14 protein-coding genes are annotated in these 12,329 nt (G+C 67.5%); 3 read left to right on the top strand and 11 right to left on the bottom strand.

The features are described from left to right. Nucleotides 1–55: 55 nt before the first annotated feature. The gene (locus AC07TU_RS11935) at nt 56–691 is read right to left on the bottom strand and encodes a phosphoribosylanthranilate isomerase (RefSeq protein ID WP_495188118.1); all 636 of its coding nucleotides are present in this window, start codon (nt 689–691) and stop codon (nt 56–58) included. Between the two features lie 110 nt (nt 692–801). Here AC07TU_RS11935 and AC07TU_RS11930 point away from each other — a divergent pair, with 110 nt between their 5' ends. After that, nucleotides 802–1,506, top strand: coding sequence for a hypothetical protein (locus AC07TU_RS11930; protein WP_495188117.1), 705 nt, complete (start codon nt 802–804; stop codon nt 1,504–1,506). 12 nt (nt 1,507–1,518) lie between these two features. Here AC07TU_RS11930 and AC07TU_RS11925 read toward each other — a convergent pair whose 3' ends face one another. The 10 genes from AC07TU_RS11925 to purM all read right to left on the bottom strand — a co-directional run bounded on the left by AC07TU_RS11925 (nt 1,519) and on the right by purM (nt 10,313). Beyond that, entirely contained in the window at nt 1,519–3,078 is a 1,560-nt protein-coding gene (locus AC07TU_RS11925; protein WP_495188116.1) for a leucyl aminopeptidase family protein, read from the bottom strand. Between the two features lie 72 nt (nt 3,079–3,150). Next, the gene (locus AC07TU_RS11920) at nt 3,151–3,657 is read right to left on the bottom strand and encodes a GNAT family N-acetyltransferase (protein WP_495188115.1); all 507 of its coding nucleotides are present in this window, start codon (nt 3,655–3,657) and stop codon (nt 3,151–3,153) included. Then, a complete protein-coding gene (locus AC07TU_RS11915) occupies nt 3,654–3,989 on the bottom strand; it encodes a hypothetical protein (protein ID WP_495188114.1) in 336 nt (111 codons plus the stop codon). Before AC07TU_RS11915 ends, AC07TU_RS11920 begins: the two co-directional genes overlap by 4 nt. Nucleotides 3,990–4,075: 86 nt before the next feature. Next, nucleotides 4,076–4,750, bottom strand: coding sequence for an orotidine-5'-phosphate decarboxylase (gene pyrF / locus AC07TU_RS11910; protein ID WP_495188113.1), 675 nt, complete (start codon nt 4,748–4,750; stop codon nt 4,076–4,078). Beyond that, a complete protein-coding gene (locus AC07TU_RS11905; protein WP_495188112.1) occupies nt 4,747–5,091 on the bottom strand; it encodes a lipopolysaccharide assembly protein LapA domain-containing protein in 345 nt (114 codons plus the stop codon). Before AC07TU_RS11905 ends, pyrF begins: the two co-directional genes overlap by 4 nt. A gap of 63 nt (nt 5,092–5,154) precedes the next feature. Then, nucleotides 5,155–7,458, bottom strand: coding sequence for a patatin-like protein (locus tag AC07TU_RS11900; RefSeq protein ID WP_495188111.1), 2,304 nt, complete (start codon nt 7,456–7,458; stop codon nt 5,155–5,157). After that, a complete protein-coding gene (locus tag AC07TU_RS11895) occupies nt 7,455–8,150 on the bottom strand; it encodes an endonuclease/exonuclease/phosphatase family protein (RefSeq protein WP_495188110.1) in 696 nt (231 codons plus the stop codon). Before AC07TU_RS11895 ends, AC07TU_RS11900 begins: the two co-directional genes overlap by 4 nt. A gap of 40 nt (nt 8,151–8,190) precedes the next feature. Further along, entirely contained in the window at nt 8,191–8,580 is a 390-nt protein-coding gene (locus AC07TU_RS11890) for an MmcQ/YjbR family DNA-binding protein (protein ID WP_495188109.1), read from the bottom strand. After that, nucleotides 8,565–9,086, bottom strand: coding sequence for a phosphoribosylglycinamide formyltransferase (gene purN, locus AC07TU_RS11885; protein WP_495188388.1), 522 nt, complete (start codon nt 9,084–9,086; stop codon nt 8,565–8,567). Before purN ends, AC07TU_RS11890 begins: the two co-directional genes overlap by 16 nt. Nucleotides 9,087–9,212: 126 nt before the next feature. After that, on the bottom strand, nt 9,213–10,313 hold the full coding sequence (purM, locus tag AC07TU_RS11880) for a phosphoribosylformylglycinamidine cyclo-ligase (RefSeq protein ID WP_495188108.1): 1,101 nt from the start codon (nt 10,311–10,313) through the stop codon (nt 9,213–9,215). Between the two features lie 129 nt (nt 10,314–10,442). Here purM and AC07TU_RS11875 point away from each other — a divergent pair, with 129 nt between their 5' ends. Beyond that, nucleotides 10,443–11,705, top strand: coding sequence for a heavy-metal-associated domain-containing protein (locus AC07TU_RS11875; RefSeq protein ID WP_495188107.1), 1,263 nt, complete (start codon nt 10,443–10,445; stop codon nt 11,703–11,705). Continuing rightward, on the top strand, nt 11,702–12,325 hold the full coding sequence (locus AC07TU_RS11870) for a P-loop NTPase family protein (RefSeq protein WP_495188106.1): 624 nt from the start codon (nt 11,702–11,704) through the stop codon (nt 12,323–12,325). The genes AC07TU_RS11875 and AC07TU_RS11870 overlap by 4 nt, the downstream gene beginning before the upstream one ends. The last annotated feature ends 4 nt before the right edge of the window (nt 12,326–12,329 follow it).

The following is a 12,329-nucleotide window of genomic DNA, read 5'->3' as shown; positions in this document are numbered from 1 at the left end:
GAGGGGCGTTTAGGCGCGTCTGGCGCGCAGGCCAAGCATTGTTACAGCTGTGCGATTACAGCGTGGCGACCGTCTTGAGGAAGGCGGCGATCTTCGCCTCGTCCTTCACGCCGGGTGCGGACTCGACGCCCGAGGAGACATCGACCAGCCGCGCGCCGGTGATGCCTACGGCTTCGGCGACATTGGCGGGATCGAGGCCGCCCGACAGCGCCCAGGGGAGCGGATGCGCGAAGCCCTGAAGCAGGGTCCAGTCGAAGCGCATGCCCATGCCGCCGGGGAGCTTCGCATCCTCAGGCACCTTGGCGTCGTAGATCAGGCGCTGGACCGCACCGCGGAAGCCGTTGGCGGCATCGAGATCGTTGCGGGTCTTGACCGCGACGGCGGCCCAGACGGGCAGGCGGGTACGCGCGCCGATCGCCGCTGCGCGATCGGGCGTGACGCGGTGAAGCTGGATCGCATCGAGCCGCGCGGCGCGGATCGCCTGATCGAGCAGTGCATCCTCCGGATCGACGAAGACGCCGACCTTGCCGGTCTGTGCGGGGACACGCGCGGCGAGCGATCCGGCCTGATCGAAGGTCACATGACGCGGGGAGGGCGGGAAAAAGACGAAACCGACATGGCTTGCCCCACCCGTGATCGCGGCGTCGAGCGTGGCGGGCGTGGAGAGACCGCAAATCTTGGCTGTGACCACTCGCGTCTACTCCGGCGGTTTGGGTTCGTTTCGGTACCGTTTAGGGCTCCGGAGACAGGGGAGGATCGTGGTATCACGTTTCACCGATTCCGGACCTGGGGGTGGGAAGCATGACCAGCGCGAACAATCAACCCAACATCAACCCGCTACCGGCGATGACGCCGCCGATCACGCCGCTCGATCCGATACCGCAAGGGCGCCGTCAGGCGGTGCGCAAGGTCAATACGCGGATCGAGAACGTCCACCGGCTCTATGAGACGCTCAAGCAGGAAGTGAGCGAGGCGCAGCTGCGCAACATGACGCCCAACATCCATGGGACGATCAACCGGTTCGAACGGGCCAGCTTCTCGCTTTCCGAAGCGATTGCGCGGCTCAACGCGGCGTTGCGTGGTGAGCGCTATCGTCCTGAAACACGCGACCTGCCCGCGCTTTCGGACGAGACCAAACGGCGATGGGCGAGCTATTTCGCGGACGAGGAGAATGAGATCCTCTCGCTCGCGACGGGAATCGACGCCATCGCCGCGCGGCTGCCCGAGGGGCACGGCCTGAACGAGACCGCGATCCGCGGCGATCTGGAGCGCATGGAAGGACATGGGCTGGTCACGCGGACCGAGATCGAGACCACGGGGCATGAGGTCTATCGCCTCACCTCCGCGGGATGGGCCTTTGCCGACCGGAATGGTCGGCGGCGCGGAGGATTCCGGCGCTGGCTGCGGCGCAAGTTCGAGTCGATCTGGGTTCAGCTGTTGGCGGCGGCGTCGATCCTGGCGAATTTTCTCCAGATCGGCGACGCCGCCTTCAAGGCATTCAGCTGATCGCGGCCGCGCCTATTTCTCGTATTCGCGGACCAGCGCGTCGAACAGGCGGACGCCGAAACCGCGTGCACCCTTGGGCATGGTGGGCAACGATTCGTCGGTCCCGTCCACTCCGGCCATGTCGATATGCGCCCAGGGCGTGGGCTGGGGCGTGAGGAAACCGATGAAATGCGCACCGCGGCCCGCGCCGGGGCCGGATTTGGTGGTGCCGTTGGCGATATCCGCGATCGGCGAGTCCATGTCCTTGGCATAGCTGGGGTGGAGCGGAAGGCGCCAGACGGCCTCGCCCGAATGGGTCGCGGCGGTCTGGACGCGTGCGGCCAGCGCTTCGTCGCGCGCGAACAGCCCCGCATAATCGTCGCCCAGCGCCGTGCTGACCGCACCGGTCAATGTCGCGATGTTGACGACGGCAGCAGGCTTGTAGCGGTCGATGGCGTACTGGTTCGCGTCGGCGAGGACCATGCGGCCTTCGGCGTCGGTGCTGATGATCTCGATCGTCTGGCCGTTCATCGTGCGGACCACGTCGCCGGGGCGTGAGGCATTGCCGCCGGGCATGTTCTCGGCCAGCGCGGCGATGGCGACGATGTTCGCCTTTGCCCCGCGCTTGGCAGCGGCGAGCGCGCCGCCCATCACCGCGGCGGCGCCGGCCATGTCGCCCTTCATGTCGCCCATGCCCGCGCCGGGCTTGAGCGAGATGCCGCCGCTGTCGAAGGTGATGCCCTTGCCGATCAGCGCGAGCGGGGCGGCGTTCCCGGCGCCGGTATATTCGACGATCATCATCCGCGCGGGATGGCGCGACCCGGCCGAGACCGAGAGGATCGAGCCCATGTTGAGCTGCCGCATCTGCGCCTCGTCCAGCACGGTGATGCGGACATTGGGCACGCCTGCGAACTGGGCGCGGACGGTTTCCACGAAGCTGTCGGGGGTCTTGGCGTTGGAGGGCAAAGTGATGAGGTCGCGCGCCATGCGGGCGCCCTGAGCGATGCCGGCGAGGTCGCGCGCATAGGTGGTTTCGCCCGCGGCAGCGATGACGGTGATCGGCTGGCTGGCCGGAGCGGTTACGCCGCTCTTGAGACGGTCGAACCGGTACTGGCCGAGCGTTGCGCCCATCGCGACATGCGCGGCGGGATCGGCAACGGTGGCGGGCAGGCTGCCCGCGACGATCGCGACGGGCCGCGCGTTGGCCTTGGTTTCCTGTGCTGCGCGGCCGCCAAAGTCGGCGAGCGCGGCGGCGCTGAGCTGTCCCTGCGGCACGCCGATCAGCACGATGCGGTCATAGCCGCCGGTGCCGTAGAGCGAGAGCGTCTTGTCGGGCGCGGCCTTGAAGTCCGCCGTCGCCACGGCGCGGGTGACGCTGTCGCGTAGCGCGGCAGGGACATGGGCGAGATCACTCGCGCCGGCCATGGGGACGACCAGGACGCCGCCTGCCGGTGCCGTGGCGGCGAAGCGGATCGGGCGTTCGGCGGTGTTGGCGCGATCGCTGGCGCTGACGCCGGTACCGATCGGGGCGCGTTCGTTGGCAAGGGCGGTGCCCGTCGCAAGGATAGAGGCGGCAAGCAACAGAACACGCATCGGCAACAACTCCCAGGACCATTGTGATATCGTCACATGCGTAACGACCCGTCCGGGTGAGGGCAATCGCCGTTAGTCGAAGAGCGGCTTGACCAGCACCACCATCGCCAGCGGCGGATCGAGCGGCACCGGGAAGGGCCGAACCTCGCCCGACGGGGCATAGCCGTGGCGGACATACCAGCCGATCAGTTCGGCGCGGCGGTCGATCACCGTCATCTCGATCTGCGTTGCGACGAAGGTTTCGCGGGCAGTGGCTTCGGCGGCGGCCATCAGCTGCTTGCCGATGCCGCCGGCCTGAAGCGTGGGATCGACGCAGAGCAGACCGAGATAGGCGAGGCTGTCGCCGCGGCTGGACACGTTGACGCAGCCAAGGACCGTCTCGCCGTCGAACGCGATCAGCAGGCGACTGTCGCCGTCGAGCAGCGAGCGCAGGGTTTCGAGATCGGTCCGCTCGCCGGTGACGAGATCGGCCTCGTGCGTCCAGCCCGCACGGGCGCTGTCGCCGCGATAGGCGCGCTCGACGACGGGGTGGAGGCGGGGAAGATCGGCTTCAATGGCCGGACGGATATGGACGTTCAACTTGGCCTCTCAAATGCGCGCGAGGTTGCCACGAGCGTGATGGTTGCGACGATGACGAGCCCGATCCATTGCAGCAGCGGCACGAAGACGAGGACGAGCGCCGAGGTGGATGAAGTCGGGGGGAAAAACGCGTCGTGATAGGCAATCCCCGACATCAGGGATGATGCGACGAGGAAGATCAGCATCGCAACCGGGACGCCGGGACGCCGGCGAAACCGGGCAATCACCCAGGGCAGGACCGCCGGTCCGACGATCCAGAGGCCGAAGGGAATGGTCGTCCACCACCAGTCGATCGATCCGGGATCGCCGACATGCAGGATCAGCGCGGCCAACGTGACTGCCACCACGATCGTGAGCAGCCAGAGAATATCCAGGGCTCGATCCGGGCGGGCCGCAGACGGCGGACGCACCGTGCCGGTCAGAGCGTCGCCTCGATCTCGCGCGCGGCGAGGTCGGGATCTTCGGCCTGGGTGATCGGGCGGCCGATGACGAGGATCGAGGCGCCGGCGTCGAGCGCCGCGCGCGGGGTAACGACGCGCTTCTGGTCGCCGATCACGCCGTTGGACGGGCGCACGCCGGGGATGACGAAGAAACCGTCCTTCCACGCATCATGCGCGGCCTTCACCTCTTCGCCCGAGCAGACGATGCCATCGACGCCCGCGGATTTCGCGAGTTCGGCGAGGCGGACCACCTGTTCATGCGGATCGGGCGAGAGGCCGATCGAGCGGAGGTCGCTCGCATCGAGGCTGGTGAGCATCGTGACGGCGACGACCTTGGTCCCGGTGGGCGCGGCGGCCTTGGCATCCTCCAGCATCGCGCGGCCGCCTGCGGCGTGCACGGTGATGATCGCGGGCTCGAGCGGGCGCAGCGCCTGAACCGCCTTGCCGACGGTGTTGGGAATGTCGTGGAATTTGAGGTCGAGGAAGATCGGCAGGCCGATATCGGCCATTTCGTGCACGCCCTGACGGCCGTTCGCCATGAAGAATTCAAGGCCGAGCTTGATCCCGCCGACATGGTGGCGGACGCGCTTCGCGATCGCCTTGGCGCGCTCAAGGTCGGGCGTATCGAGCGCGACGTAGATCGGGCTGCTCATGGCGTCACCAGCGGCGGCGCGGCGGGGCTTTCCGTAGGCCCCGGGTCGGGCTGGATCGGCATCGCCGGTGTGGCGGAGGCCGTCGCGTGGAGGTTACGCAGTTCCTCGACCGTGCGTTCGAGCATCGTGATCCTTTGACGGCTGCGCCAGCGCGTCGTGTGGTAGATCACGACCATCGGCAGGAAACCGATGAGGAAGACGATCAGCAACAGGAAGGGCAGGTTCACGTCGGCGACCAGGCTGCTCCACAGCTGGATCTCGACCGGGTGCCAGTTGGTGACCGCAAAGGCCGCGATAAGGCCCAGGATCAGGAACCAGAACAATGCCTTCAGAAACTGCATCCGCGCGAATGATCCTCTGTCGTTTCGGGTAGCTTTAGGACGGGTGGGCCAGATTGGCCAGCCTCAGCCGATCTCCGCGCGGAGTTGGGCGAAGAGGGTGGGGATCGCCTTCAGCCGATCCTGCTCCTCGTCGAGGATGGCGTGGAAGATGCTGCGCTTGATCTCCGTCACCCGGCCTGGGCCGAGCGTCGCGCTGGGCGGGAGGGTCGAGAGGAGGATGTCCACCAGCCGCTCGGCACCGTGAAGGCGGCCCCAGAGATAGTCGTTCTCGCGATAGGCGCGGCTGAAGAAGGCGCCGAAATTGTTGAATTGCGTGCCCTTGAGCGTCGCACGCGCGCCGCCCTTGCGGATCGAAGTCGCATCGTCGGGCGAGATGCGATCGACGCGGATCGGATCGAACTCGTTGAGCCCCTCGCCCTGAAGCAATGGGAGGGTGGCGATATCGAAGAAGGGGAAGCCGAGATAGGCGAGCAGCATCGGCCGCCGCATCTCCTTCGACAGCGCGCTGAGCCCTTCGGACAGGCGGGCATCGGTTTCGTGATCGAGCGTACGCAGCTCCATCCGCGCGGCGAGACTGTCGAGTAGCGCGCCGATATCGAGATCGGTGGCACGCACCGCCTCGCGCAGGCCGAGGAAGGGATCCGCGCGCTGGCATTCGAGATAGCCGGCGAGCGATTCGTAGATCGCGTCGCGCATCGGCGTCAGTTCCTGATTCTCATGCTCCTGGTCGAGCTCGGTCAGGCGGCGCGCAAGCAGGCGCAGGCGGCGAATGCGGAAGCCGAGATCGTGCGCGCGCAGCAGATCGAGCGTGGCGGGGCTGGCCGAGCCGGGGTGGCTGGTGCCGAAATCGTCGGCCCCGCGGCGGAGAATCTCCGCGCCGATCGCATCGCGCAGGCGGCGCCAGCGGTCGGGGCCGGGCTGGTCGCCGATCTGGTGGAGGTGGGTGGCGATACGGTCCGCCACCCCCTCGACCTTGAGCATGCCATAGGCGGCATGCCCGTACCCCGCTTTGGCGGCGGCGGCGATCTGCGCGCGGCTGCGCCAGGCGGACAGGCGCTTGGGCGTCGGATAGTCGAGGAACAGGGTATAGCCGAAGAGCGATTCGACCTGGCTCTCGACCTCGGCACGGATGCGTTCGACGATCGCCAGCATCCGTTCGATCCGCCCCGATCGCAGACCGATGGCCTCCAGATTGTCGCGGATCGGCTGCTGTCGGGGGAGCTCGGAGAGCGCGCCGATGATCGTCTGGAAGAAGCCGGGATTGTCCGGCGCCTCGCTGTAGAAGCCGAGGCGGTGGCCGGGGGTGGGATCGATGAAGACGAAGCGGCGGTCGATCTGGCGTCGCGCCGGGCGCTCCTTGAGCGCATCGATCGCCGGGCGGAAGGGCGCGTTGGCAAGGACCGAGCCGTCGATCAGCGTCGCCTTGTCCGCGGAACCGGCTGCATATTGGCGGGGCAGCGCGTGTTCGAGAAACGCTTCGCGTCCCGGCCAGTCCATGCCGCGCGCAGCGAGGACGGCATCGAGCTCACCGACCGTGGCGGGCGGGAAGGCGCCGGGGAAGCTGGAGGTGGCGCGAGCGGCGAAGGCGAGCTCGGCGGGGTGTGCGAACGGCGCGCTGGTGTCGCCATGATCACTGAACGAGAAGACCAGGCGATGCTCGGTCTCAACCACCTCGGGCGGGGAGTTGAGCTTCAGCCGCTCGGGATGGCCGCGGAAATCGGTGACGGTGACGAACAGGTCGAGCGGCTGCCCGGCAGGCAGCAGGCGCGGACCGGCGGGTGCCTTTTCCATGGTGTCGAGCGCGTCGAGCATCATGTCGAGCAGCTCCTTGCCGCCGAAGGGCGGTTCGAACCAGCGCGAGCGGACGAACTTCTCGAGCTTGGCCCGGACCTCCTCGCGCGCGCCGGGCTCAACGGTTTCGTCCACCGTCGAGCCTTCGCGGGTGAGCATCCAGGCGATGGGCAGCGCCCAGACCTTGGCGAGCTTGTGCGACGGACCCTGATCAGGGTTCAGCAGCGCCTCGACATCGGCGACCTTGAGCCAGAGGTCGGTGAGCGGATCGAGCGACTGGCCGGTCGCGACGGCCTGCGCCAGGAACACGCCGTTGATCCCGCCCGCGCTGGCGCCCGCGACGATATCGACCAAAGCGCGCAGGTTGATCCCGGTGCTCTCCCGGATCTCGTCGAGCAGGTTGTGGTAGATTGCCTCGCTGCCCGCACCGGGCGCGTCGCCATCGCGGTGGGCCCGGCTGGCGCGGGCGAGGTGCCAGACCTCCTTGGTAATGCCATGCATGTAGACGGCGAGGCTGATGCCGCCATAGCAGACCAAAGCCAGCCGCAATTCCCGCTCCCGCACCCCGTTGCTCATTTGCGCTCCAGTGACGCCCAGACGGGCAGATGATCCGATGCAGTGCGCGATGCCGGGCTTTCGTGGACGCCGCAATCCGCGACCGACAGGCCGGGCGAGACCATGATCCGGTCGAGCCGCGCGACCGGGCGGCGGGCATGAAAGGAACGGCCCGTCTCGGCAAAGACGAATTGGCGGCCGAAATCCTTGAGACAGCCCGAGCGCGCGGTCCAGTCGTTGAGATCCCCCATCATCACCGTCGGGATCTTGCGTTCGCTGCTGCCGAGATGGGTGAGGATGGCGTGGGCCTGGCGCCGCCGCCACAGCCCCAGCAGGTCGAGATGCATGCCGACCACGCGCACCACTTCACCATGGACCCGCAGATCGGCCATCACCGCGCCGCGCGGTTCGAGCGCGGGCAGATGGATGACCTCGCAATCCAGGATCTGCGCATCCTTGCGCACCAGGATCGCATTGCCGTGCCAGCCCATGCTGCCGGTGCGGACGCCGAACTGCACCGCCTTCCACGGGCTGTGCTCTTCGAGCAAATGCGGGGTGATGACGCCCTGTTTCGCGCCGAAGCGGCGGTCGGCCTCCTGCAGCGCGATGACGTCGGCGTCGATCTCGCGCAGCACTTCGAGCGTGCGCTCAGGGCTTCGCCGCCGGTCGGTCCCGATCGACTTGCGCATATTGTAGCTGGCAACCTTCAGCATCGTCCCTGTTTGGGCAGTGCGATGCGTCAGGGCAAGGGGATCAGCGCCCGCCAACCTCCAGCAGGCGGCGCGGGGCGACGAGTTCCCAGCTGATCGCAACCCGGTCGGCGACGCGGTCCCAGTCAGTATCGGGGCGGTCGAGATGGATGCCGACCCAGCCCGAGGGGCCGAAATAGGGCGGGCGGTAATAGAGATCGGGTTCCATCTCGATCAGCATCGCCTGTTCCTCGGGTCCGCTGGTCTTGACGATCGCGGCCGTCACGTCGTCGCCGTGATGATGGTGCCAGAAATAGGCGAACATCTTGCCCTTCTGGATGAAGAAGGCGGGCATGCCGTGGGAGAGCTTCTCGTCCGCCTCGGGAAGCGCGAGCGCGGCGACGCGGAGCTTTTCCAGCGCCGCTGCCGCCTCCGGTGTCATCTGCTGAGCCATTCCGCAACAATGCGGGGATAGAGACGATGTTCCTCGGCCAGCACGCGCTCCGCGAGGCTTTCGGCGGTGTCGCCGGGCAGGATCGGCACTTCGGCCTGACCCAGTACCTCGCCGCCGTCGAGTTCCTCGGTCACGACATGGACCGAGCAGCCTCCCGCCGCGTCGCCTGCTTCGATGGCACGAGCGTGGGTGTCGAGGCCCTTGTATTTGGGCAGCAGCGAGGGGTGGATGTTGACCATGCGGCCGCGCCAGCGTGCGACGAAATCGTCGGTGAGCAGGCGCATGTAACCGGCCAGCGCGATCGCCTCGACGCCCGCATCGCGGAGGGCGGTGTCGATCGCGGCCTCATAGTCCGCCTTGGGCATGCCCTTGGGCGACAGCGCGAAGGTGGCGATGCCCTGGTCCGCCGTCCAGACGAGGCCGGGCGCGGCGGGCTTGTCCGAGGCCACCAGTGCGATCTCATAGGGGCAGGCGGGATCGCGTGCAGCCTCGGCGAGCGCCATCATGTTGGAGCCGCGGCCGGAGATCAGGATGCCGAGTTTGCGTTTCACCAAAGCGCCGTTCGCCCTGAGCTTGTCGAAGGGCTGGGCTTCGACAAGCTCAGCCCGAACGGGTCCAACTGCCTGAGACTATCAGGCGTTATGCGTCGCGCTCCACGCCGCCCGCGCGCTCCAGACCTCTTCGCTTCCGGAGACGGTGCAACCACGCGGCCCCTCGACCACCTCACCGATGCGATAGACCTTTTCTCCAGATGCTTCGAGAGCGCTCCAGATCGCGGGCATGTGCATCTTGTCCACTACCACGGCCATACCGATGCCGCAGTTGAAGGTACGGGCCATCTCTTCAGGTTCGATGCTTCCTTGAGCTTGCAGGAACGCCATCAAACGGGGCTGCTGCCAAGCGTCCGCATTGATCATTGCATGACAGCCTTCTGGCAAGACACGCGGAATGTTCTCAAGCAGGCCACCGCCCGTAATGTGAGCCAAGCCGCGAATACGGCCGGTCCCGGTCTTAAGAAGGGGTAGCAGGCTCTTCACATAGATGCGGGTCGGCGCCATCAGCGCGTCGAGCAGGATGGTTTCCTGATCGAACAGCGCGGGGCGATCGAGTTTCCAGCCCTTGTCCGCGGCAAGACGGCGGACGAGCGAGTAGCCGTTGCTATGGACGCCGGTCGAACCGAGGCCGAGGATCACATTGCCCGGTTCGATACTACGCCCATCGAGCAGCCGGTCACGCTCGACTGCGCCGACGCAGAAGCCGGCAAGGTCATAGTCGCCATCGGCGTACATGCCGGGCATTTCCGCGGTTTCGCCGCCGATCAGCGCGCAGCCGGCCTGGATGCAGCCATCGGCGATGCTCGCGACGACGCGCTCGGCGACGCCGTTGACCAGCTTTCCGGTGGCGAAATAGTCGAGGAAGAAGAGCGGTTCGGCGCCCTGGACGACGAGGTCGTTGGCGCACATCGCGACGAGATCGATCCCGACGCCGTCATGATGATCGTGCTCGATCGCGAGCTTGAGCTTGGTGCCGACACCATCGTTTGCCGCAACCAGCAGCGGATCGGTGAAGCCCGCGGCCTTCAAATCGAACAGGCCGCCGAACCCGCCGAGATCGGCGTCGGCACCCGGGCGGCGCGTGGAACGGGCAAGCGGGGCGATCGCCTTGACCAGCGCGTTGCCGGCATCGATCGAGACGCCCGCCTGGGCATAGGTATAGGGCTTGGGATCGGTCATGCGCGTGCGCTTAGCGCCGAGTTGCGAGAATCGGAACCCGAATCCTCCCCCGGTGCAGGAGGATTATCGCGGGATAGCCCTTGGCTTCGCCCGCCTGCTTCGCCAAAAGGGCGGCGAATGTTGCGTCGCATGTCCCCTGTTTTCGCCACGACCGCCGCCGTCGCGCTGCTCGCGACCGCGGGTTTCGCGCTTGCACAGGCTGGGAAGGGCGCCGGAAGCGCCGAGCCTGCAGCAGGCAGCGGCGACAGTTCGGGCAGCTTCGAGGTGAGCGGAGTCGAGATCGACGTCCGCGCCAAGGACGCGGAGTCGGCCCGGCTGGGCGGCTGGCGGCTGGCGCAGCGCAAGGCGTGGACGATGCTGGCGCAGCGGCTGACCGGGCAGGGATCGACGATGGGCGACTCGGCGCTGGACGGACTCGTCACCGGCATCATCGTCGAGCGCGAGCAGATCGGCCCGAACCGCTATGTCGCGAAGCTCGGCGTGCTGTTCGACCGCAACCGCGCGGCATCGATCCTGGGCGTAGGCGGGCAGATGATGCGATCGCCGCCGATGCTGCTGATCCCGGTGCAGGTTTCGGGCGGGACGCATCGCGTGTTCGAGGGCAACAGCGCCTTCATCGACGGGTGGAAGCGATTCCGCACCGGCAACAGCGCGATCGACTATGTCCGACCCGCGGGCAGCGGACCGGACCGGCTGCTGATGAACGGCGGGCAGGTTGGACGCAACGGACGCGGCTGGTGGCGGGCGATCCTCGACCAATATGGCGCGGACGATGTGCTGATCCCGACGGTGGAGCTGCGGCGCAGCTATCCGGGCGGGCCGATCGTCGGGGTGTTCACCGCAGGCCACGGGCCGGACAATATCCGGATCGCGCAGTTCGTGCTGCGCGTGAACGACGGCAATGCGCTGCCCGCGCTGATCGATGCCGGGATCCGGCGGATCGACCAAGCCTATCAGGATGCGCTGCGCTCCGGCCGGCTGCGCACCGATCATCTGCTGGGTACCGAGCCGCCCAAGCCCGAGGTTCCGGTCGAGGAGACCGGCGAGGAAGCGCCGCTTGAGCCGACCGACGTGCCGGTCGCAACCACCGGGACGGCGCTGACGGTCCAGTTCGATACGCCAAGCGTCGCGGCGCTCAGCGGCGGCGAATCGGCGATGCGCGGCGTGCCGGGCGTCACCTCCGCCACCACGACCAGCATGGCGCTGGGCGGCATCTCGGTGATGCGCGTGACCTTCGAAGGCAGCCAGGCTTCGCTGAGCGCGGCTTTGCGCGCGCGCGGCTGGCAGGTCGAGGAAGGACCCGGCGTCCTTCGAATCCGGCGCGGGGGAGGCGGGCAGGCGCCCGCGACCCCGGCTCCGCCGCCGCCTGTCGGGAACAGCACGGACGGATGAGCCAGCTTTCCCTGCCGCTCGACCGGCCCGCCGGCGCGCGCGAGGACAGCTTCCTTGTCGGCGAAGGCAATTCCAGAGCGGTCCATATCCTGGAGCATTGGGCGATCTGGCCCGTCATGGCAGCGATCATTACCGGACCGCGCAAGTCGGGCCGCAGCCTGCTGGCGCGTACGATGGCGGTGCGCAGCGGCGGGACGATGATCGACGAGGCCGACCGCCAGAGCGAGACGATGCTGTTCCATGCCTGGAACGAGGCGCAGGCGGCGCATCGGCCGCTGTTCCTGGTGGCGGACGATGCGCCGCCGGTGTGGCAGGTACGGCTGCCCGATCTGCGATCGCGCCTGAACGCCAGCCCGGTCGCGCGAATCGAGCAGCCCGACGACGCTTTGGCGGCTGATATCCTGCAGCAACTGCTCGACCGTCACGAGATTGTCGCAAATCCCGATGTAGTGGCCTGGGTGTTGCGGCGGATCGAGCGGGACTATCTGACGATCCTGCGCACCGCGGAGGCGCTGGAGGAGGATGTCAGCCGCCGCCGCAACCGGCGCTTGTCGATCCCGGCGGCGAAGTCCACACTCACAGCGTCCGGTCTGCTCAAGGAGCCGGGCGCGCAACCCTGACGAG

It is taken from the genome of Sphingomonas sp. GW821-FHT03E12 (assembly GCF_059420685.1).
The sequence above is the reverse complement of the archived record's forward strand: the minus strand, read 5'-3'. Positions and strand labels throughout refer to the sequence as shown.

Coding starts and splice junctions, on each gene's coding strand:
- AC07TU_RS11870 (WP_495188106.1), top strand. CDS start 11,702: ATGAGCCAGCTTTCCCTGCCGCTCGACCGGCCCGCCGGCGCGCGCGAG.
- purM (WP_495188108.1), bottom strand. CDS start 10,313: ATGACCGATCCCAAGCCCTATACCTATGCCCAGGCGGGCGTCTCGATC.
- AC07TU_RS11925 (WP_495188116.1), bottom strand. CDS start 3,078: ATGCGTGTTCTGTTGCTTGCCGCCTCTATCCTTGCGACGGGCACCGCC.
- purN (WP_495188388.1), bottom strand. CDS start 9,086: ATGATGGCGCTCGCCGAGGCTGCACGCGATCCCGCCTGCCCCTATGAG.
- AC07TU_RS11905 (WP_495188112.1), bottom strand. CDS start 5,091: ATGCAGTTTCTGAAGGCATTGTTCTGGTTCCTGATCCTGGGCCTTATC.
- AC07TU_RS11890 (WP_495188109.1), bottom strand. CDS start 8,580: ATGGCTCAGCAGATGACACCGGAGGCGGCAGCGGCGCTGGAAAAGCTC.
- AC07TU_RS11875 (WP_495188107.1), top strand. CDS start 10,443: ATGTCCCCTGTTTTCGCCACGACCGCCGCCGTCGCGCTGCTCGCGACC.
- AC07TU_RS11930 (WP_495188117.1), top strand. CDS start 802: ATGACCAGCGCGAACAATCAACCCAACATCAACCCGCTACCGGCGATG.
- AC07TU_RS11895 (WP_495188110.1), bottom strand. CDS start 8,150: ATGCTGAAGGTTGCCAGCTACAATATGCGCAAGTCGATCGGGACCGAC.
- AC07TU_RS11900 (WP_495188111.1), bottom strand. CDS start 7,458: ATGAGCAACGGGGTGCGGGAGCGGGAATTGCGGCTGGCTTTGGTCTGC.
- pyrF (WP_495188113.1), bottom strand. CDS start 4,750: ATGAGCAGCCCGATCTACGTCGCGCTCGATACGCCCGACCTTGAGCGC.